17 protein-coding genes are annotated in these 20,308 nt (G+C 74.7%); 6 read left to right on the forward strand and 11 right to left on the reverse strand.

Features of this window, described 5'->3' with window-relative positions:
* Positions 1 to 45: 45 nt before the first annotated feature.
* From M8330_RS13475 to M8330_RS13490, 4 genes are all read right to left on the reverse strand, one after another.
* A complete protein-coding gene (locus M8330_RS13475; RefSeq protein WP_250827756.1) occupies positions 46 to 714 on the reverse strand; it encodes a biliverdin-producing heme oxygenase in 669 nt (222 codons plus the stop codon).
* Positions 711 to 1,499 (reverse strand): TetR/AcrR family transcriptional regulator, encoded by a 789-nt coding sequence (locus M8330_RS13480; protein ID WP_250827757.1) that lies wholly within the window; start codon positions 1,497 to 1,499, stop codon positions 711 to 713. Before M8330_RS13480 ends, M8330_RS13475 begins: the two co-directional genes overlap by 4 nt.
* A gap of 131 nt (positions 1,500 to 1,630) precedes the next feature.
* The gene (locus M8330_RS13485) at positions 1,631 to 2,440 is read right to left on the reverse strand and encodes a purine-nucleoside phosphorylase (protein WP_250827779.1); all 810 of its coding nucleotides are present in this window, start codon (positions 2,438 to 2,440) and stop codon (positions 1,631 to 1,633) included.
* Between the two features lie 129 nt (positions 2,441 to 2,569).
* Positions 2,570 to 3,022 carry a gamma-glutamylcyclotransferase family protein gene (locus M8330_RS13490; RefSeq protein ID WP_250053351.1) on the reverse strand — a complete coding sequence of 151 codons (453 nt, stop codon included), beginning with the start codon at positions 3,020 to 3,022 and terminating at the stop codon, positions 2,570 to 2,572.
* 45 nt (positions 3,023 to 3,067) lie between these two features.
* Between M8330_RS13490 and lpdA the strand changes: the two genes are divergently transcribed.
* Together lpdA and M8330_RS13500 are read left to right on the forward strand one after the other, a co-directional pair.
* On the forward strand, positions 3,068 to 4,465 hold the full coding sequence (gene lpdA, locus M8330_RS13495) for a dihydrolipoyl dehydrogenase (RefSeq protein ID WP_250053353.1): 1,398 nt from the start codon (positions 3,068 to 3,070) through the stop codon (positions 4,463 to 4,465).
* Between the two features lie 145 nt (positions 4,466 to 4,610).
* On the forward strand, positions 4,611 to 6,002 hold the full coding sequence (locus M8330_RS13500) for an NAD(P)H-quinone dehydrogenase (RefSeq protein ID WP_250053372.1): 1,392 nt from the start codon (positions 4,611 to 4,613) through the stop codon (positions 6,000 to 6,002).
* A gap of 53 nt (positions 6,003 to 6,055) precedes the next feature.
* On the opposite strand, the gene M8330_RS13505 is transcribed toward M8330_RS13500, so the two are convergent.
* Both M8330_RS13505 and M8330_RS13510 read right to left on the reverse strand, forming a co-directional pair.
* Entirely contained in the window at positions 6,056 to 6,757 is a 702-nt protein-coding gene (locus tag M8330_RS13505; protein WP_250827758.1) for a hypothetical protein, read from the reverse strand.
* A 41-nt stretch (positions 6,758 to 6,798) separates the two neighbouring features.
* The gene (locus tag M8330_RS13510; RefSeq protein WP_250053377.1) at positions 6,799 to 7,437 is read right to left on the reverse strand and encodes a hypothetical protein; all 639 of its coding nucleotides are present in this window, start codon (positions 7,435 to 7,437) and stop codon (positions 6,799 to 6,801) included.
* Positions 7,438 to 7,762: 325 nt separating this feature from the next.
* On the opposite strand from M8330_RS13510, the gene M8330_RS13515 reads away from it, so the two are divergent.
* The 3 genes from M8330_RS13515 to M8330_RS13525 are packed head-to-tail and all read left to right on the forward strand — an operon-like array spanning position 7,763 to position 10,622.
* On the forward strand, positions 7,763 to 9,088 hold the full coding sequence (locus tag M8330_RS13515) for a SpoIID/LytB domain-containing protein (RefSeq protein ID WP_250827759.1): 1,326 nt from the start codon (positions 7,763 to 7,765) through the stop codon (positions 9,086 to 9,088).
* A gap of 7 nt (positions 9,089 to 9,095) precedes the next feature.
* Positions 9,096 to 10,352: a SpoIID/LytB domain-containing protein gene (locus M8330_RS13520; protein WP_250827760.1), complete on the forward strand. Its 1,257-nt coding sequence runs from the start codon at positions 9,096 to 9,098 to the stop codon at positions 10,350 to 10,352.
* A 48-nt stretch (positions 10,353 to 10,400) separates the two neighbouring features.
* Positions 10,401 to 10,622 carry an amphi-Trp domain-containing protein gene (locus M8330_RS13525; RefSeq protein WP_250053382.1) on the forward strand — a complete coding sequence of 74 codons (222 nt, stop codon included), beginning with the start codon at positions 10,401 to 10,403 and terminating at the stop codon, positions 10,620 to 10,622.
* Between the two features lie 46 nt (positions 10,623 to 10,668).
* Here the strand turns inward: M8330_RS13525 and M8330_RS13530 are convergent, their stop codons facing one another.
* Positions 10,669 to 11,868, reverse strand: coding sequence for a benzoate/H(+) symporter BenE family transporter (locus tag M8330_RS13530; RefSeq protein ID WP_250053384.1), 1,200 nt, complete (start codon positions 11,866 to 11,868; stop codon positions 10,669 to 10,671).
* A gap of 78 nt (positions 11,869 to 11,946) precedes the next feature.
* On the opposite strand from M8330_RS13530, the gene M8330_RS13535 reads away from it, so the two are divergent.
* Positions 11,947 to 12,468, forward strand: coding sequence for a helix-turn-helix domain-containing protein (locus M8330_RS13535; RefSeq protein ID WP_250053386.1), 522 nt, complete (start codon positions 11,947 to 11,949; stop codon positions 12,466 to 12,468).
* A gap of 64 nt (positions 12,469 to 12,532) precedes the next feature.
* Here M8330_RS13535 and M8330_RS13540 read toward each other — a convergent pair whose 3' ends face one another.
* The 4 genes from M8330_RS13540 to M8330_RS13555 form a co-directional block, all read right to left on the reverse strand.
* Positions 12,533 to 15,916: a pyruvate carboxylase gene (locus tag M8330_RS13540; RefSeq protein ID WP_250827761.1), complete on the reverse strand. Its 3,384-nt coding sequence runs from the start codon at positions 15,914 to 15,916 to the stop codon at positions 12,533 to 12,535.
* Positions 15,917 to 15,983: 67 nt separating this feature from the next.
* A complete protein-coding gene (locus tag M8330_RS13545; protein WP_250827762.1) occupies positions 15,984 to 17,666 on the reverse strand; it encodes a PH domain-containing protein in 1,683 nt (560 codons plus the stop codon).
* Positions 17,663 to 18,223 carry a PH domain-containing protein gene (locus M8330_RS13550; protein ID WP_250827763.1) on the reverse strand — a complete coding sequence of 187 codons (561 nt, stop codon included), beginning with the start codon at positions 18,221 to 18,223 and terminating at the stop codon, positions 17,663 to 17,665. Before M8330_RS13550 ends, M8330_RS13545 begins: the two co-directional genes overlap by 4 nt.
* A gap of 103 nt (positions 18,224 to 18,326) precedes the next feature.
* The gene (locus M8330_RS13555; protein ID WP_250053395.1) at positions 18,327 to 20,111 is read right to left on the reverse strand and encodes an acetyl/propionyl/methylcrotonyl-CoA carboxylase subunit alpha; all 1,785 of its coding nucleotides are present in this window, start codon (positions 20,109 to 20,111) and stop codon (positions 18,327 to 18,329) included.
* Positions 20,112 to 20,308: the final 197 nt, after the last annotated feature.

Consider the following 20,308-nt stretch of genomic DNA (forward strand, 5'->3'; position numbering starts at 1 on the left):
GCCGCGCGGGTGGTGCCGCGTCCACACCTGGCGGGCGAGGCCGGGTCAGGCGGTCGGGGCGGGGGTCAGCCCCAGCTCCTCGTCCAGCTCGGCGAAGAGGGCCTGGTTGAGGCGGAACGCCTCCTGCACCTCGGCCACCACGCGCTCCACCTGGTGGGCGGAGAGCCCCAGCGCGTCCAGTCGGGCGCGGTAGGCGTCCTTGTACGGCTTCGGCTTCGGCACGGCGGCGAAGTCGTAGAAGGCCACCCCGTCGCCGGCCAGGTCGTAGTGGCGGCGGAGCACGCGGCCGATCGCCTGCCCGCCGGAGAGGTCGCCCAGGTAGCGGGTGTAGTGGTGGGCGGCGTAGGCGCCGCCCCAGGAGGCCGAGGCCTCGATCGCGGCGACGTAGGCGTCGGTGGCGGGGGAGGAGGGGGCGTCGTGCCCCGTCCCCGGTGCCCAGCCGCCCGGTGCCCAGTGGGCGAGGTCGGCGTCGAGGGCGGGCAGGCGCTCGAGGTCGGGGTCGTGGACGGCGGACGCAGCCGCGTCCCCGGACGCGGCGAGCATCCGCCCGACCCGCTCCAGCGCCTCGTAGACCCGGCGTAGCCGGACCAGGTAGGCGACGTAGCCGGCGGGAGCGATGCCGCCGTCGAGCAGCGTCGCCATGAACGCGGAGGACTCGGCCGCCTCGTGCTCGGCGCGCGAGCCCTCGCGCATGGCGGTGGAGAGCCGGGTCATCCGGTGGGGTCGGCGAGGAACGCCGGCTCGGGGTCGGGCACCGGGGCGGTGAGCATCGCCACCGACATGCCCACCAGGTTGGCCACGAAGCCGTCCTCGTCGAGCTGCGGGCGGTGGTGCGGTCCGGCCTCGCCCCGCTCGGCGCGGTCCAGCGCGCGGGACCGGTCACCGATCGCGCGCAGCGCGAAGCCGCTGAACAGGCTGAGCCGCTCCCGCAGCAGCGCCTCGGACATCGGCGGCATCCGCTGGGCGATGAGCTCGAAGACGGCGTAGCCGCCGCTGTGCTCGACCGCGGTGCGCAGGTCCGGCTCCTCGTCCAGGACCTCCTCGGCCACCAGCTCGCCGAGGATCACCGGGTAGCAGCGTCCTCGCCACCCCGTGCCGGCCAGCTCGACCATGGGCCGCACCGCGGGCTCGACCGCGGAGGCCAGGTCGGTCACCGGCCGCGAGCGGGCCACCTCGAGCAGCCGCAGCTCGCGCTCGGCGAGGAAGTCGGCGTGCTGCTCGAGCACGGCCGCGAGCAGCTTCTCGCGGGAGCCGAAGTGGTAGTGGACGGCGCCGCGGTTGCGCTGCCCCGCCTGCCGGGTGATGTCGAGCAGCGAGGCGTTGAAGGCCCCGTGCTCGGCGAAGGCGCGGGTCGCGGCCTCGACCAGCTTGGCGCGCGTCGCACGGCCCAGCTCACGCGGGTCGGTGCGGGCGGGGTCGGTGCGGGCGGGATCGGTGCCAGGGGTCGTGCCGGGGGTGTTGCTGGTGTCGTGCGTCTCGGGCGTCTGCTCGGAGGACAACGTCTCGGACCTCTCAGGAGTGGTCGTACCGGTTCTCGGGGAGCAGTCGGGCGAGGGGGAGGCGGGGTGGTGACCGCCGGGGCTGCTTCGTGGTGGGGCGCGCCGGGCCGGGGGTGGCGGCGCGCCGGCGCTCAGAGCGCGGGGACGACGCGGGCCAGCAGGTCCCCCATCCGCTCGGCGGCCTCGCGGCCGGCCTCGAGCACCTCGGCGTGGTCCAGCGGCTCGCCGGTGATGCCGGCGGCCAGGTTGGTGACGAGGCTGAGCCCGAGCACCTCCATGCCGGCCTCGCGGGCGGCGATGGCCTCGAGCGTGGTGCTCATGCCGACCAGCGTGCCGCCGATGGCGCGGACCATGCCGATCTCGGCGGGGGTCTCGTAGTGGGGGCCGGGGAACTGCACGTACACGCCCTCGTCGAGGGTCGGGTCCAGCTCGCGGCACAGCGTGCGCAGCCGGGAGGAGTACAGGTCGGTGAGGTCGACGAAGTTCGCGCCCACGATCGGCGAGCGGCCGGTGAGGTTGATGTGGTCGGAGATCAGCACCGGGGTGCCGGGGGACCAGGTCTCCTTGAGGCCGCCGCAGCCGTTGGTCAGCACGATGGTGCTGCAGCCGGCGGCCGCGGCCGTGCGCACGCCGTGCACGACGGCGTCCACGCCCTTGCCCTCGTAGTAGTGGGTGCGGGAGCCGAAGAGGAGCAGCCGCTTCTCGCCCAGCTGCAGGGAGCGCACTGTGCCGCTGTGGCCGGCCACCGCGGCGGCCGAGAAGCCCGGCAGCTCGGTGACGGGGACCTCGACGTCGGCCTCGCCCAGGGAGGCCGCGGCCGGCAGCCAGCCGGAGCCCAGCACGAGCGCGACGTCGTGCTTCTCGACGCCGGTGATCTCGGCGAGCCGGGCGGCGGCCTGCTCGGCGAGGGCGGAGGGGGAAGTCTGCGCGGAGGCTGGCACGGAGGACGGCGCGGAGGACTGCTCGGAGGTCACGGGAGGACCCTACGTGCTGGGCCGTCGCCCCGCGTGTCGCCCCGGCGTCCTCTGGGATCTCGCAGGGATCTCGCAGGGATCTCGCAGGGAAGCCCGTCAGAGGCCCGTGGACCGGCAGGGGCGCGTGCGCAGGGCCGTGACGTAGTCGCTGGGCGCGTCGGCGGCCTCGGCCGCGTCGGCCAGCACGCCGAGGTTGAGCGCCGAGGGCAGCCCGCCCTCGTAGGCGTCCAGCACGTAGGCCCAGGCGACCCGCTCGCCGCTCATCGTCGAGATCCGCACCTTGGTCTTGCGGTACAGGCCGGAGGAGGCCATCTCGACCTCGTCGAGCACCCGCTCGTCCTCGCGGGTCACGTCGTAGAGCGCGACGAAGACCTGCTCGAAGGGGTCCTGGACGATCGTCGGGAGCGCCCCGTCCCAGCCGTGCTCCTCGCCGCCGAACGTCAGGCGCCACCCGTTGAGCCACCCCGTGGTGTCCAGCGGGGAGTGCGGGCAGCGCTCGCTCATGCGGGCGGGGTCCATGTTGCTGCCGTAGGCGGCGTACAGCGTCACGGGACCGAAGGTTAACGCCTCCGGCCCGGCGACTAGGGTGGCCCCGTGACCCACTTCGATGTTCTGGTTCTTGGTGCCGGCCCCGGGGGCTACGTCGCTGCGATCCGCGCGGCTCAGCTCGGGAAGTCCGTCGCCGTGGTCGAGGAGAAGTACTGGGGCGGTGTCTGCCTCAACGTCGGCTGCATCCCCTCCAAGGCGCTGCTGAAGAACGCCGAGCTCTCCCACCTGCTGACGCACGACAAGGCCAAGTACGGCATCGAGGGCGACGCCTCGATGTCCTTCGGTCCCACGCACGCCCGCTCGCGCAAGGTCAGCGAGGGCATCGTCAAGGGCGTCCACTACCTCATGAAGAAGAACAAGATCACCGAGATCGACGGACGGGGCACCCTGACCGGCCCCACGTCGCTCGACGTGAAGGCCGCCGACGGCTCGGTGACCTCCTACACCTGCACCGACCTGATCGTCGCCGCCGGTGCGCAGGTGCGGATGCTCCCGGGCATCGAGAAGTCCGCCAACGTGGTGACCTACGAGGAGCAGATCCTCGACTCCGAGCTGCCCTCCTCGATCATCATCGGCGGCTCCGGCGCGATCGGCGTCGAGTTCGCCTACGTGATGAAGAACTTCGGCGTGGACGTCACCATCGTCGAGTTCGCCGACCGGATGGTCCCGGCCGAGGACGCGGACGTGTCCAAGGAGCTGGCCAAGCACTACAAGAAGCTCGGCGTGAAGGTCCTGACCTCCACCAAGTGCGAGAAGGTCGAGGACACCGGCTCCGGCGTCCGCGTGACCGTCAGCCCCGCCGCGGGCGGCGACTCGCAGGTGCTCGAGGCCGACAAGATGCTCGCCGCGTTCGGCTTCGCGCCGCGCGTGGAGGGCTACGGCCTGGAGAGCACGGGCGTGGCCCTCACCGACCGCGGCGCCATCGCCATCGACGAGTACGGCCGCACCAACGTCGAGCACGTCTACGCGATCGGTGACGTCACCGGCAAGATGATGCTCGCCCACGTGGCCGAGGCCATGGGCATCGTGGCTGCCGAGGTCATCGCCGGCGAGGAGACCATGCCGGTGGAGTTCGACTTCATCCCGCGCGCCACCTACTGCCAGCCGCAGATCGGCTCCTTCGGCTATTCCGAGCAGCAGGCCAAGGACAAGGGCTACGACGTCAAGACCGCCACCTTCCCGTTCTCCGCGAACGGCAAGGCCCAGGGCCTCGGCGAGGCCGTCGGCTTCGTCAAGATCGTCGCCGACGCCGAGCACAACGAGATCCTCGGCGCCCACATGATCGGCCCCGACGTGACAGAGCAGCTCCCCGCGCTCACCCTGGCCCAGAAGTGGGACCTCACCGCGGACGAGATCGCCCGCAACGTCTTCGCGCACCCGACCCTGTCGGAGGCCGTGAAGGAGGCCGTCCACGGCATCGCCGGTCACATGATCAACCTGTGACCCGCTGACGTCGCCCGGCCCGGACGACGGGGCACGCCCCGTCGTCCGGCCCGCGGCACGACAGCAGCACCTGCACCACCACCCGCACCACCCGCACCACCCCAGCCCGGCAGCACCCCGGCAGCAGCACAGCGAGGAGCCCCGCATGAACCGGACCGGCGAGCGCGTCGTCATCGTCGGAGGCGGCCCCGGCGGCTACGAGGCCGCGCACGTGGCCGCGCAGCTCGGCGCCGAGGTCACCGTCGTGGACCGCGACGGCCTGGGCGGCTCCGCCGTCCTCACCGACTGCGTCCCCTCCAAGACCCTCATCGCGACCGCCGGCCTGATGACCGACGTCCGGGCCGCCCGTGAGCTCGGCATCACCTTCACCGGCGGCGACGGCACCCTCGCCGTCGACCTCGGCCGGGTCAACCGCCGGGTGCTCGACCTCGCCGCCGAGCAGTCCCGCGACATCGAGGCCCGCCTGCGCCGCGACGGCGTGCAGATCGTCGCCGGCACCGGTCGCCTCGACGGCCCCGGCCGCGTCGTGGCCACCGCCGCCGACGGCACCGAGACCGTGCACGAGGCCGACGCCGTCCTGGTCTCCACCGGCGCGCACCCGCGCACGCTGCCCAGCGCCCAGCCCGACGGGGAGCGCATCCTCACCTGGGAGCAGGTCTACGACCTCACCGAGCTGCCCGAGAAGCTCATCGTCGTCGGCTCCGGCGTCACCGGCGCCGAGTTCGCCAGCGCCTACCTGGCCCTCGGCGTGCCCGTCACCCTGGTCTCCTCGCGCGACCGGGTGCTGCCGGGCGAGGACGCGGACGCCTCCCGCGTCCTGGAGGAGGTCTCCCAGCGTCACGGCATGGAGGTCATGAGCAGGTCGCGCATGGCCTCGGTGACCCGGGACGGCGACGTGGTGACCGTCGAGCTCACCGACGGCCGCACCGTGCAGGGCTCGCACTGCATCCTGGCGCTCGGCTCGATCCCCAACACCGCCGGGCTCGGCCTCGAGGAGGCCGGCGTGAGCCTCGACGACGGCGGCTTCGTGCAGGTCGACCGGGTCTCGCGCACCACCGCCCGCGGCGTCTACGCCGCCGGCGACTGCACCGGGGTGTTCATGCTCGCCTCGGTGGCGGCCATGCAGGGCCGCATCGCCATGTGGCACTTCCTCGGCGACGCCGTGCAGCCGCTGGACCTGAAGACGGTCTCCTCCAACGTCTTCACCGCGCCCGAGATCGCCACGGTCGGCTGGTCCCAGCAGGCGGTGGACGCCGGCGAGATCCAGGCCGAGACCGTGATGCTGCCGCTCTCGGGCAACCCGCGGGCCAAGATGCAGGGCGTGCACGACGGCTTCGTGAAGCTGTTCTGCCGCCCCGGCACCGGCATCGTGGTCGGCGGTGTCGTGGTCGGCCCGCGCGCCTCGGAGCTCATCCACCCCGTCTCCCTGGCGGTGGCGGAGTCCATGACCGCCGACCAGCTCGCGCAGGCGTTCACCGTCTACCCGTCGATGTCCGGCTCGGTGGCCGAGGCTGCCCGCCGCCTGCACCGGGTCTGAGCGCCGGGTCTGAGCGCTGGCCCCGGACAGGTCCCGGGGACGTTCCGCGCGGGTCAGCGCGAGCGCGTGCTGTTCGGCAGCTGCTGGATCGTCTGGTCCATGACCGCGTGGGTGCGGGTGTCGACGTCGACGGCGTCCAGCGCGCTCGCCCAACCGCTGCTCGTGCCCGCGGCGGGGGAGCCGGTGGCCACCTGGAACCACGGGACGTAGCCGGCGCCACCGACGTGCACGAGGCGGACGTCGGGCGCCAGGTCCTCGTCGAGGCGGTGGGCGTCGGCCAGGCAGACGTCCACCTCGCGCGGCGTGCCGCCCTCGGGCGCCCAGCTCACCGAGCGGCTCGCCGGGCCGTGGCGGGGGTCGAAGAAGCAGGAGCCGCGACGCGCCGGCAGCGGTTCACCGGCGGCGGCCGCCACGGCCGCGGCGTGCGCCCAGCGGGCGTCGTCGAGCAGGGCCGGCGCGGAGTCGAGCAGCACCACGTGCTCAGGCACGTGCGGGTCGACCGCCCCGTCGAGGGCGGCGACGGCGCGGTCGTAGCCCTCCAGCGCCCGGCGGGTCAGGTCGCCCCGCGCGCGGAGGTCGTCCTCGTGCTCGCCCTCGGCCCGCTCCAGCGGCGGCAGCGCGCCCAGCAGGGACGCGAGCGCCGTGACGTCCTCGGTCAGCAGCCGCCGGGTGAGACGGAAGGCTCCGGCGCGGCGCAGGGCCTCCTGCTCGCGAGCGCGACGGCGGGAGGGGAGCAGGCGGTCCAGCAGCGACATGCGGTCTCCGGGGTCGGGATGGCCCCACTGTGCCACACCGGTCAGGACCGCCCGGACGGCTCCTCGAGCGAGGAGGGCGCGGCGGGCGGCTCGGTGTCGAGCTGCTCGACCACCGGGGGAGCACAGCCGTCGGCCGTCGTCCGCGGGAGCTGGTACCACGGGACCCAGCCCTCGCCGGTGTGCACCAGCCGCAGGTCGGGCTCGGTGCCCTGGGAGATGCGCGTGGCGTCGGCGGCGCAGGTGCTCACCTCGTGGCAGGCGCCGCCGGGCGGGGCCCAGCGCACCGTGGTGGAGGCAGGCCCGTGCTGGGCGTTGAAGAAGCAGGGGGCGTGGTCCTCGGGGCGCCGGCGGCCGGCGGCCTCGGCCCGCGCGGCGGCCAGCGCCCAGCGCGCCTCGTCCAGGAGGTGGCCGGCGCGCTCGAGGGCCTCGCGGTGCTCGGGGTCGTGGTGGTCGGTGGCGCCGTGCACCAGGGCGGCGGCCAGGGCGTGGTCGCTCACCGCCTGGCCGTGCAGGTCCCGGCAGGCGCCGCGCATCCGCTCGGGCGCGTCCTGCAGCTGACGCTCGAGGACGCAGAGGTCCTCGTGGTACGCGCGTCGGGTCACACGGAACGCCTCTGCCACGCGCGCACCCTTGCGCGCGCGGCCCCAGCCCCGGGGGAGGAGCTTGCTCACTGCGGACATGTCTCCAGCCTCTCCCACGGGCCCCCGTCGAAACCAGTTGGCGCGTCGTCCACAAGACGTGAGGACGCGTGAAGATCCGGTGACGACCCGTGCAGCTATCCGATCGGCGGACGTCGGCGTCCGATGAGCGATCAGTGCACGATCCGGGGGACACCCGGAGAGCGTCGGAGCGGGATGCCCGGCGCCTCGGGAGGGCGCGTGAGAGCCGTGGCCAGGGTGAAGGATGTGACGTCCGGGGTGCAGGGGTTGGCCGGAGCAGGCATCCTCGTGTCTCATCGACCTGTCGGGCTCGCCCCCACGAGCACCCGCCGATCTGTGGAGAACCATGTCTCGGAAGTCCCCCCGCCCCGTCCGCACCAGGCTCAACTCACGCCCGGGCTCACGACCGGCCCCGCGACCCGGTGCCCCGCGGCTGCGCGCCGCCGCTGCCGGCCTCGCCGCCTGCCTGGTCGTCGGCCTCGCCCCCGGCTCGCTCCCGGCGGCGTCGGCCGCCGACCCCGGCTCCGGCACGAGCGCCGAAGGCGTCCCGGCCGGCGTCGCCGCCGGCCGCGGTGACGGCCGCGCCACCGTGAAGCTGCGCCTCCAGGGGCGCGGCTACGGGCACGGGCGTGGCCTGTCCCAGTGGGGCGCCCAGGGCGCCGCCGTGCAGGGCGAGTCGTGGCGCTCGATCGTCCGCTTCTACTACCCGCGCACCAAGCTGGGCAGCATCGGCGGCAAGGTCTCGGTGTGGATCAGCGGCGACTCCGACCGCAACACCGTCGTCCGCACCGTCCGCGGCCTCACCGCCCGCTCGCTGAGCAGCGGCCGCACCATCGCGCTCACCGGCAAGCGGCCGAACGCCGTCGCCTGGCGCCTGCGCTGGGCCAAGGGTGGCAGCACCGAGGTGGCCTACCGCCTGCGCGGCGGGCAGTGGACCCGGCTCCGGCTGCTCCCCGGCGAGGTCGAGCTGAGCGCCAGGAAGCCGATCCCGCTGGTCACGCCCGGCGGCACGACCCGGTACCGGGGCACCCTGCGCAGCACCGCCGAGAACGAGGGCGGACGCCGACGCGTCACCGTGAACGTCCTCCCGCTGGAGAAGTACCTGCGCGGCGTCGTGCCGTCCGAGGTCTACACCTCGTGGGACGCGGACGCGATCCGCGCCCAGGCCGTCGCCGCCCGCACCTACGCCGCCTTCGAGCGGTCCGAGCCCCTCTCGCGGGCCTACCAGATCTGCGACACCACGCAGTGCCAGGTCTACGGGGGCGCCGACGCCGAGCACCCGGCCACCGACGCCGCCATCAAGGCCACCGGCAAGGTGGCCGTCGTCCGCGGTGGTGAGCCCATCTTCGCCCAGTTCAGCGCGAGCAACGGGGGCTGGACCCAGGGCAGCAGCCTGCCCTACCAGGTGGACCAGCGGGACCCGTGGGACCGCTGGTCCGGCAACCCGTACAACTCCTGGGAGGTCAGCTTCACCGGCCCCGAGCTGCGCTCGGCGTTCCCGGGGATCGGCGCCATCAAGCGGGTCAAGATCCTCGCGCGCGACGGCAACGGCGCCTGGGGCGGGCGGGTCACGTCCGTCCGGGTCGTCGGGGGCACCGGCTCGCGCACCATGACCGGCGACGACTTCCGCTACCTCCTCGGCATGCGCTCCACCTGGTTCCGGAAGATCTGAGGCACCCGTGACGTCGCGTGCTGCTCGACCCGTCGGGCGGGGCCTCTGGCCGACCGCGCTGCTGGCGCTCCTGCTGGGTCTGGCGGTGCTCCCGGCCGCCCCCGCCGGCGCCGCCACCGGTCGCGGCTCGTGGGACGTGAGCGGAACGACGACGCTGCGCCTGGTCGGCCACGGCTTCGGGCACGGCCACGGGCTCTCGCAGTACGGCGCCGAGGGGGCGGCCCGCGCCGGCCTCACCGCCGCCGAGATCATCGCCTTCTACTACCCGGGCACCGACGTCGGGAGGGCTCGCGGGCGCCTCCGCGTCCTGCTCACCGCCGACGCCGACGACCGGCTGGTGGTGCTGCCCACGCCGCGGCTCGCGGCCCGCGACCTGACCACCGGTGAGCGCACCCCGTTGCTGGCCCTCGGCGCCGGGCTGGGCAGCGAGGGGCAGGACGCCGACCGGTACCGCCTGCGGCCGCTGCGCAACGGCGGCACCGAGGTCGCGGCGCACGTGCACCGCGAGGGCTGGACCCGCCTGCTCACCACCACCGGGGACGCCCAGGTCGGTGCCGGGCGCCTGCCCGTCACGCTGGTCGCCGGCGGCGCCGAGCGCGCCTACCGCGGCGTCCTGCGCTCGGCCACCGTGACGCCGGGGGAGCGCACCCGGGACACCGTCAACGTGGTCACCCTCGAGGACTACCTGCGCGGCGTGGTGCCGCGCGAGGTCCCGGCCTCGTGGACCCCGGCGGCGGTGCAGGCCCAGGCGATCGCCGCGCGCACCTACGCCGCCTACGAGCGGGACCATCCCCGCGCGAGCCACTACGACCTGTGCGACACCACGTCCTGCCAGGTCTACGGCGGAGTCACCGACGAGCACCCCGCCTCCGACGCGGCGGTCGAGGCGACCGCCGGCACCGTCGTCGAGGCCGACGGCGCCCCGGCCTTCACCCAGTTCTCCGCCAGCTCCGGCGGGTGGACGTCGGCCGGGTCGGCGCCCTACCTCGTGGCCCAGGAGGACCCCTGGGACGACTGGTCGGGCAACACCGTGCACGAGTGGTCCACCGACGTCACCGTCGCGCGCCTGGAGGCACTGTGGCCGGTGGTCGGCGACCTCCAGCAGGTGCGGGTCCTCGACCGGGACGGCAACGGGCAGTGGAAGGGCCGGGTCCGCAGCCTCCGGCTCGTGGGCGACGCCGGCGCGGTGACGATGAGCGGAGACGCGTTCCGCAGCGCCCTGGGCCTGCGGTCGACCTGGTTCACCTTCCGGCTCCGCGGCTGAGGAGGAACGGCACCTGCCCCGTGCGGGGCCTGGTGCCAGGCTGGGGGCATGGCCGACGACCTCTTCGAGCTCGAGCAGACCCAGCGGATGACCCGGGAGGAGGCGGCCGCGCGGCTGCGCGAGCTGGCCGACTCGCTGGAGCGGCACAACTCGGTGCGCGTGACCCGAGCCGGGGTCACCGTCACCGTGGCCGTGCCCGACGTCGTCGACGTCTGCTTCGAGGTCGAGGCCGGGGACGGTGGGGAGATCGAGGTCGAGATCTCCTGGTAGGTCCGGCCTGGCCTGGTCCGGCCTGGCCTGGTCAGGCCCGGCCTGGTCAGGTCGACGGCCGCCCGGCGCGCAGCACGGCGCGGACCACGAGCCCGGCCACGAGCGCCCAGAAACCGGCCCCGATGCCGCCGACCACGACGCCGGAGGCCGCCACCACCAGGCACACCGCGGCCGGCAGGTGGTCCTCGTGCGCCGCCAGCGCCCCGGTGAGGGACGAGGCCAGCGTGCCGAGGAGCGCCAGCCCGGCCGCGGCCTGCACCACCCCGTCCGGCGCGGCGGCCACGAGGGTGGTCAGTGCCGAGCAGCCGACGGCCAGCACGGCGTAGGTGACGCCGGCCGCCACGGGGGCCACCCAGCGGCGCTCCCGGTCCTCCCCGGCCTCGGGGCCCGCCGACATGGCGGCGGTGATGGCGGCCAGGTTCACCGCGTGCCCGCCGAACGGGGCGGCCAGGACGGTGCCGAGGCCGGTGACGCCGAGCGACTCCCTCCACGGGACGCGGTAGCCGAGCCCGTTCATCACGGCCACGCCCGGCACGTTCTGGCTGGCCATCGTCACCACGTACAGCGGCAGGGCGACGCCGACGAGCGCCGGGACGGACCAGGCGGGCAGGGTGAGCGCGAGGGTGGGGGCCAGGTCCGCCGCGTGGACGCCCTCGCCCGCGACCACCACCACGGCGAACGCGACGGCCAGGGCGGCGGGCACCGCCCACCGGGGCGTGAGGCGGACCAGGACCAGCCAGGTGAGCACCACCGGGCCGACCAGCAGCGGTGAGGTCACCAGCGCGGTGGCGGGCTCGATGCACAGCGGGAGCAGCACCCCGGCCAGCATCGCCCGGGCCAGGCTGGGCGGGATGCGGGCCACCAGGTCGCCCAGGGCCGGCACCAGGGCGGTCAGCAGCACGAGGAGCCCGGTGACGACGAAGGCGCCGACCGCGGCCGGCCAGCCCCCGGCGATCGCGCCGGTGGACGCCAGCAGCGCCGCGCCGGGGGTGGACCACGCCAGGGAGACGGGGACGCGGTGCCGCCCGGAGAGCCAGAACATGCCGAGCGCCTGGGCGACGCAGAGCGCGGCCACGCCGCTCGAGGCCTGCGCCGGGGTGGCGCCCACCGCGGTGAGACCGGCGAGCACCACGACGAAGGAGCTGGAGAAGCCGACGACCGCCGCGACCACGCCGGCGGTCACCGGGGCGGTGAGCCCGGAGCCGGGCCGACCCGCCTGCGGCGGTGCGGTGGTGTTGCTCGCCATGGCTGCGCTCCTGGAGGATAGGGTGGTTCCGTCGACGGAACGTTCCGTATGCGGAACAGGCTAGGGGAGGAGGCGCGCGTGGGTCCAGGTGAGTCCACCGGCGCCCGGGTCCGGGCGCTGCGCACCGAGCGAGGGCTCTCCCTCTCCGCGCTGGCGGCGGCGGCCGGCGTGGGCAAGGCGACGCTCTCCCAGCTGGAGTCCGGGCAGCGCAACCCGACCCTCGACACCCTCTATGCCCTGGCCGGGCCCCTCGGCGTGCCGCTGGTGGCCCTGGTGGACGCCGGCACCGACGAGGTCTCCGACGACGCCCTGCACACCCGGCGGCTGCACGTGCAGACCGACGCCGACCGGGTCACCGAGGTGTACCTGATCCGGTTGCGGCCCGGCGGCGAGCGGACGTCCCCGGCGCACGCGGCGGGGGCCGTCGAGCAGCTGACGGTGCTCAGCGGCACCGGCCGGCTCACCAGCGCCGCCGGCGTCCAGGACCTCGGGCCGGGGGTGCACGTCGCCTTCGCGGGCGACGCCCCGCACGCCTACGCGTGCACCTCCGCGGAGCCCCTGGTGGCCGTCGACGTGATCGTCACGCCCCGCACCCCCTGACCCCCCGGGCGGGACCGGTGGTCGAGGTGCGAGGCCGCCCGCGGCCGAGCCTCGAGACCGCCGATCAGGCCAGGACGAGCACCAGGTCGCCGCCGTCGACCGCCTGCGTGCCGGGCAGGGCGACGCGCTTGACGGTGCCCGCGACGGGGGCGGTGATGGCCGCCTCCATCTTCATCGCCTCGATGGTCGCCACGGTGGCGCCGGCCTCGACGGCCTGGCCCTCCTCGACGACCACGGTGACGACGCCCTGGAACGGCGCCGCGACGTGGCCAGGGCGGGACGTGTCGGCCTTCTCCGCCGTCGCGACCTTCGCCGAGACCGACGCGTCGCGCACCTCGATCGGGCGCAGGTGGCCGTTGATCGAGGTCATGACGGTGCGGTAGCCGCGCTCGTCGGGCTCGCTGATCGACTGCAGGCCGAGCAGCAGCATCTTGCCCTCGCCGAGGCTGACGGTGTGCTCGACGCCCTTGCGCAGGCCGTAGAGGTAGTCCAGGGACGAGAGCCGCGAGACGTCCCCGTAGGTCTCCCGCGTCTCGGTGAAGATCTTCGTCGGCCCCGGGAAGAGCAGGGTGTTGAGCGTGGACCGCCGGTCGTTGACGAGGCCGACCTCCTGCTCCGGGGTGAGCTCCTCGTTCGGCGGGGTGTAGGCCCGGCCCGCCAGCGCCTTGGAGCGGAAGGGCTCGGGCCAGCCGCCGGGCGGGTCACCGAGGTCGCCGTGGAGGAAGCCGATGACCGAGTCGGGGATGTCGAACTTCGCCGGGTCCTCGGCGAAGGCCGCCGGGTCGGCGCCGGCCCCCACGAGGGCCAGGGCCAGGTCGCCGACCACCTTGGAGGAGGGAGTGACCTTCACCAGGTGGCCGAGGATGGCGTCGGCCGCGGCGTACATGTCCTCGACCTGCTCGAACTTCTCGCCGAGACCGAGGGCCACCGCCTGCGTGCGCAGGTTGGAGAGCTGGCCGCCGGGGATCTCGTGGGTGTACACGCGGCCGGTCGGGGCGTTGAGGCCCGACTCGAACGGGGCGTAGACGCGGCGCGTCGCCTCCCAGTACGGCTCGAGCGCGTTGACGGCCGTCAGCGAGAGGCCGGTCTCGCGCGGGGAGTGGTCGGTCGCCGAGACCAGCGCCGAGAGCGGCGGCTGGCTGGTGGTGCCCGCCATCGAGGCGCAGGCGGCGTCCACCGCGTCCACGCCCGCGTCGATCGCCGCGGTCAGCGTGGCGAGCTGGCCGCCGGCGGTGTCGTGGGTGTGCAGGTGGACGGGCAGGTCGAAGTTCTCCCGCAGGGCGGTGACCAGGCGGCGGGCGGCCGGGGCCCGCAGCAGGCCGGCCATGTCCTTGATCGCCAGGACGTGGGCGCCGGCGTCGACGATCCGCTCCGCCAGGCGCAGGTAGTAGTCGAGGGTGTAGAGCTTCTCGTGCGGGTCGTTGAGGTCGCCGGCGTAGCAGAGCGCGACCTCGGCCACCGTGGTGTTGGTGGCGCGCACGGCCTCGATCGCGGGGCGCATCTGGTCGACGTCGTTGAGGGCGTCGAAGACGCGGAAGACGTCGACGCCGGTGGCCGCCGCCTCCTCGACGAAGGCGTCGGTCACCTTGGTCGGGTACGGCGTGTAGCCGACCGTGTTGCGGCCGCGCAGCAGCATCTGCAGGGCGATGTTCGGCACCGCCTCGCGCAGCTTGGCCAGCCGCTCCCACGGGTCCTCGCCGAGGAAGCGCAGCGCCACGTCGTAGGTGGCGCCGCCCCAGCACTCCAGCGACCACAGCTCGGGCGTCGTCCGCGCGACGTAGGGGGCGACGGCGGTCAGGTCGCGGGTGCGGACGCGGGTGGCCAGCAGCGACTGGTGGGCGTCGCGGAAGGTGGTGTCGGTGACGGCCACCCGCTCCTGGGCGCGCAGGGCGGAGGCGAACTGCTCCGGGCCCAGGTCCAGCAGCTGCTGACGGGTGCCGGCGGGGGCGGGGGCCGCGAGGTCGACGGCCGGCAGCTTGCTGCGGGGGTCGAGCGAGACGCGGGCCGGCCCGTGCGGCTGGTTGACGGTGACGTCGGCCAGGTAGGTGGCCAGCTTCGTCGCCCGGTCGCCGGAGCCGCGCGCGGTGAGCAGGCCCGGGTGGGTCTCGATGAAGGCGGTGGTGACGTGCCCGGAGGAGAAGTCCGGGTCGGCCAGCAGGGCCTGGAGGAAGGGGATGTTCGTGGCGACGCCGCGGATGCGGAACTCGTCCACGGCGCGGCGGGCCTTCTCCACGGCCTTCTCGAAGGTGCGGCCGCGGCAGGTCAGCTTGGCCAGCATCGAGTCGAAGTGCGCCGAGACCTCCGCGCCGGTGTAGACGGTGCCGCCGTCCAGGCGGATGCCGCCGCCCCCCGGCGAGCGGTAGGTGGTGATCCGGCCGGTGTCGGGGCGGAAGTTGTTGGCCGGGTCCTCGGTGGTGATGCGGCACTGGAGCGCGGCCCCGCGCAGCTGCACGGAGTCCTGGGAGAGCCCCAGGTCGGCGAGCGTCTCGCCCGCCGCGATGCGCATCTGGGACTGCACGAGGTCGACGTCGGTGACCTCCTCGGTGACCGTGTGCTCCACCTGGATGCGGGGGTTCATCTCGATGAAGACGTAGTTGCCCTGGGGGTCGAGGAGGAACTCCACCGTGCCCGCGCAGGCGTAGCCGATCTCGCGGGCGAAGCGCACCGCGTCCGCGCAGATCCGCTCGCGCAGCTCGGGGTCGAGGTTCGGCGCCGGGGCGATCTCGACGACCTTCTGGTGGCGGCGCTGCACCGAGCAGTCGCGCTCGAAGAGGTGGATGACGTCGCCCTGGCCGTCGGCCAGGATCTGCACCTCGATGTGGCGGGGGTCCACGACGGCCTGCTCGATGAAGACCGTGGGGTCGCCGAACGCGCCGTCGGCCTCGCGCATGCAGGTCTCGACCGCCTCGCGCAGCTGCGCGGGGGCGTCCACCCGGCGCATGCCGCGGCCGCCGCCACCGGCGACGGCCTTCACGAACAGCGGGTAGGGGATCTCGGAGGCCTCCACCTCGGCCAGCAGGGCGTCCACGTCGGTGGACGGCTCGACCGAGCGCAGGGTCGGCACGCCCGCGGCCTTGGCCGCCGCGATCGCCCGCGCCTTGTTGCCGGTCAGCTCCAGCACGCGGGACGAGGGGCCGATGAAGGTGATGCCCGCACCGGCGCACGCCTCGGCGAGCGCAGGGTTCTCGGAGAGGAAGCCGTAGCCCGGGTAGATGGCGTCCGCGCCGGCGCGCACCGCGACCTCGACGATGCCCTCGGGGTCCAGGTAGGCCTTGACCGGGTGGCCCAGCTCGCCGATCTCGTAGGCCTCGTCCGCCTTGAGCCGGTGCTCGGACCAGCGGTCCTCGTGGGGGAACACCGCGACCGTCTCGGCCCCGAGCTCGTAGGCGGCCCGGAACGCCCGGATCGCGATCTCACCACGGTTGGCCACCAGCACCTTCGAGAACATGGGCACACGCTAGCGAGGACCGGCGACCCGGGAGGGTGCCGTCTCGCGACGAGCTCTCTGGTCGGCCTCAGGCTCGCTCGACGAACGGCGCCATCAGCCCCGGCTGCGCGGCCACGGCGAGGCCGACGGCGGCCGCCTCGTCCACGTCGAGCACCGTGACCCGCTCCGGCCCGCCGGCGGTGGTGGCGTCCAGGCTGACCAGCCCCTCCCGGCGCTGGAACCAGGTGTCGCGCAGGGTCAGGCCGATGACGTGCTCGCAGTCCAGCGCGTGCCGACGCTGGAGCAGTGAGCCCTGGCGGGCCACCAGGTGGGTGGGCGTCAGTGCGTGCCCCAGCGCGCGGGCGCGGCCCACCGCCACGGGCACGGCCAGGACGAGCAGCGCCAGCAGCGTCAGCGGCACCCCGACCCGCAGCGCCGTGAGGGCGGGGCCCTCCCACGCGTCCGGGAACGGGGCGAGGCTGGCGAGGAGCGCCGCGACGCCCGTGAGCACCGCCGGCGCGACCAGCGCCCGGGTCCAGCGGCGGCGGACGGCGGCCGGGCCGTGCGGCACCAGGGGCACCGTGAGCGGGTCGGGCGTGCCCAGCACCGCGGCGCCGGTGGTCTCGGAGACCCGGCGCGGGGCGGCCGGCACCAGCTCGAGGGTGCCCGCCTGGTCGCTGGCCAGGCCCGTGGTCATCGCCTGGAGCCGCGCCGCGCCCGCCAGCCGCAGGCCGACGGGCTGCTCCAGCACGAGGCCGGCGACCCGGTGCACGTCGACCGTGGTGGCGGTGGTCGTGAGCAGTCCCTTGCGCACCTGCCAGGTCTCGCCGTCCGGCCCGCGGCCGCGGGTGAGCGTGAGGCCCCAGCCGGCGACGAGGTAGCCGGCCATGGCCAGCAGCGGTGCCACCACCAGTGCTGCCACGCCCACGAGCGCCAGCACGGCGACCAGCCCGAGCCTGCTGACGTCGAGCGCGCTCAGCCACGCGTCCCACCCGGTGGCCTGGAGCACCGGGACGACGGCCTGGCTGCCGCCGCCGAGGACCACGCCCATGAGCGCCAGGCCGGCCGTCGACAGCGGGGCGTACAGGGCCCAGCGCGGGTCGAGGCGGAGCAGCACCTCCTCGGACGTCGGGGCCGGGGCTGTCGGTGGGGAGGCCGGGGTGGTGGACGGGGTGGAGGCCGGGGTGGTGGACGGGGTGGAGGCCGGGGTGGTGGCCGCGCCGGTGTCCCCGGGGGCGACGTCACCCGGGCTCGCGCTGTCGTCGGGGCCGGTCGGCTCGTCGCCGGCGAGGGCTGCCTGCTCCGGCGTCCGGTGCTCCTGCAGCTGCGCCGCCCGCGCGAGCAGGCGTGCGCGCAGCTCCTCGGCCGCGCCGGTGCGCAGGGCGTCGAGCGAGAGGCCCGGGCCGTCGCTGCCGGTGCCGACGCGCACGGTCGAGAGCCCCAGCAGGCGGTGGACCAGGGTGGTGGAGAGGTCGATCGTGCGGACCCGGTCCAGCGGGGCGGTCACCACGGTGCGCTGGAGCAGGCCGCGGCGCAGCTCGACGCGCCCGGGGGTGATCCGGTACTCGGTGGCGAGGTAGCGCCACACGCCGGCGGCCACGAGCGCCGCGACACCGAGCACCTCCCACGGGAAGCCGCCGAACGGTCCGCTGAACGCGCGGCCGGCGATGAACAGCGCGGCGAGGGCGGGCAGCAGCGAGGCCAGCTGGCGCAGCGGGTGGACCAGCAGCATCCGGGGGTCGAGGCGCTGCCAGCGCGGCTCCTCGCTCACGTGCCGTCGCCGCCGATGGCCTCCGCGGCACGGGTGAGGTCCTGGGCCAGCCGCTCCGCGGTGGCCCGGTCCAGGGCCGGGATGCGCAGCGCGCCGGCCGCGCTCGCGGTGGTCACCCGCACCTCGGCCAGCCCCAGCAGCCGGTCGACCAGGCCCTGCTCGAGGTCGACGGTCTGCACCCGGGAGAGCGGGGCGATCCGCCGCTCCCGGGTCCACCAGCCGGTCTGCGTGTAGACGGCCGTGTCGGTGACCTCCCATCGGTGCACCCGGTAGCGCCACGGCGGGACGACGGCCGCGGCGGCCACGTCGAGCGCGATGAGGGCCCACGGCAGCCAGTCGGGCACGAAGCGGTCGGGCAGCAGCCAGGCGGCCACGAGCACGACGGCGGCGCCCAGCACCGCGGCGCCGGCCTCGCCCAGGTACCAGGCCAGCACCGCCCGCCGGTGCAGGCGGTGCGCGGGCTCGCGGAGCACGTAGCCCCCGCTCGACCCGGTGCTCGGCTCGGTGCTCCCAGACGGAGGCGGTGGCGTGGGCGCGGACGCCGGGTCGGTGCTCACGTCCGCGACCCTAGCGGCCGGGCGCGGCACGGGGCGCCAGGAACGCCGACGGCGCCGCGTCCCGGGTGGGGAGCACGGCGCCGTCGGGGTGCGCGGGGGAGCGTCAGTCCTTGAGCTCGCAGATGACCTGGCCCTGGGTGACGGTCTCGCCGACGGCCGCGGAGAGGCCGGTGACGGTGCCGGCCTTGTGCGCCTTGAGGGGCTGCTCCATCTTCATGGCCTCGATGACGACCACGGAGTCGCCCTCGGCCACGCTCGCGCCGTCCTCGACCAGCACCTTGACGACGGTGCCCTGCATCGGGCTGGTGACGGCGTCACCGGACGCGGCGGCGCCGGCCTTCTTGGCCGCACGCTTGGGCTTCTTCGCACCGCCCGCGGCGGGCGCGGCACCGACGGCACCGAGGCCACCGGGCAGGCTGACCTCGAGCCGCTTGCCGCCGACCTCGACGACCACGGTCTGCCGCTCGCCGGCGTCCTCGGCCTCGCCGAGGTCGCCGCCGTAGGGCTGGATCTGGTTGTCGAACTCGGTCTCGATCCAGGTCGTGTAGACGTCGAAGTGGCCGGTGTGGTCGTCACCGGTGCCGACGAACGCCGGGTCGGAGACGACGGCCTCGTGGAACGGGATGACGGTGGGCATGCCGTCGACGACGAACTCGGACAGGGCCCGGCGCGAGCGCTCCAGCGCGTGCTGCCGGTCGCGGCCGGTGACGATCAGCTTCGCGATGAGGGAGTCGAAGGAGCCCGGCACGGTCTGCCCGGCCTCGTAGCCGCCGTCGACGCGGATGCCGGGGCCCTGCGGCGGCGCCCAGGCGGTGAGGGTGCCGGGGGCGGGCATGAAGTTGCGGCCGCCGTCCTCGGCGTTGATGCGGAACTCGATCGAGTGGCCGTGGATCGCGGGGTCGTCGTAGCCCAGCTCCTCGCCGGCGGCGATGCGGAACATCTCGCGCACCAGGTCGAGGCCGGTGACCTCCTCCGAGACGCAGTGCTCGACCTGGAGGCGGGTGTTGACCTCGAGGAAGGAGATGGTGCCGTCCTTGGCGACCAGGAACTCGCAGGTGCCGGCGCCGACGTAGCCCGCCTCGCGCAGGATCGCCTTGGAGGAGGAGTAGAGCCGCTCCAGCTGGTCAGGGGTCAGGTAGGGGGCCGGGGCCTCCTCGACGAGCTTCTGGTTGCGGCGCTGGAGCGAGCAGTCGCGGGTGGAGACCACCACGACGTTGCCGTGGGTGTCGGCCAGGCACTGGGTCTCGACGTGGCGCGGCTGGTCGAGGAACTTCTCCACCAGGCACTCGCCGCGGCCGAACGCGGTGACGGCCTCGCGCACGGCGGACTCGTAGAGGTCCGGGATCTCCTCGATCGTGCGGGCGACCTTGAGGCCGCGGCCGCCGCCGCCGAAGACCGCCTTGATGGCGACCGGCAGGCCGTTGGCCTCGGCGAACGCCACGACCTCGGAGGCGTCCGCGACCGGGTCCTTGGTGCCGGGGGCCAGCGGGGCGCCGGCGCGCTCGGCGATGTGCTTGGCCTTGGCCTTGTCGCCCAGGGCGTCGATGGCCTCGGGGGAGGGGCCGATCCAGGTCAGGCCGGCGTCGATCACGGCCTGGGCGAAGTCGGCGTTCTCGGCGAGGAAGCCGTAGCCGGGGTGCACGGAGTCGGCGCCGGAGCGCTGCGCGACCTCGACTATCTTGGCGATGTCGAGGTAGGTCTCGGCGGGCGTGGCGCCGCCCAGCGAGTAGGCCTCGTCGGCCATGCGGACGAAGATCGCGTCGCGGTCGGGCTCGGCGTACACGGCGACGCTGCCGATGCCGGCGTCCTTGCAGGCCCGGACGACCCGGACGGCGATCTCGCCTCGGTTGGCGATGAGGACCTTCTCCAACGGCTTGGTGCTCGGCACGTGCGCTCCTGCTCGATTCCTGCTCTGGCCGGTGCCGACGAGACGTCGACGCCGCGTACTGGGGTGGTGCGGGCGTCACAGTACCGTCGGCCGTCCGCGACGGCGTGTGGCCCAGGTCCCGCGGCCACGGGTTGCGCTGCCCGCCACGTTCTGGGCGGTCCTGCGCGACGTCCGTCGGGCAGGACCGACGTCGGTCG

The organism is Nocardioides bruguierae (genome assembly GCF_023656415.1).
In the GTDB taxonomy this organism is placed as follows: Bacteria; Actinomycetota; Actinomycetes; order Propionibacteriales; family Nocardioidaceae; genus Nocardioides; species Nocardioides bruguierae.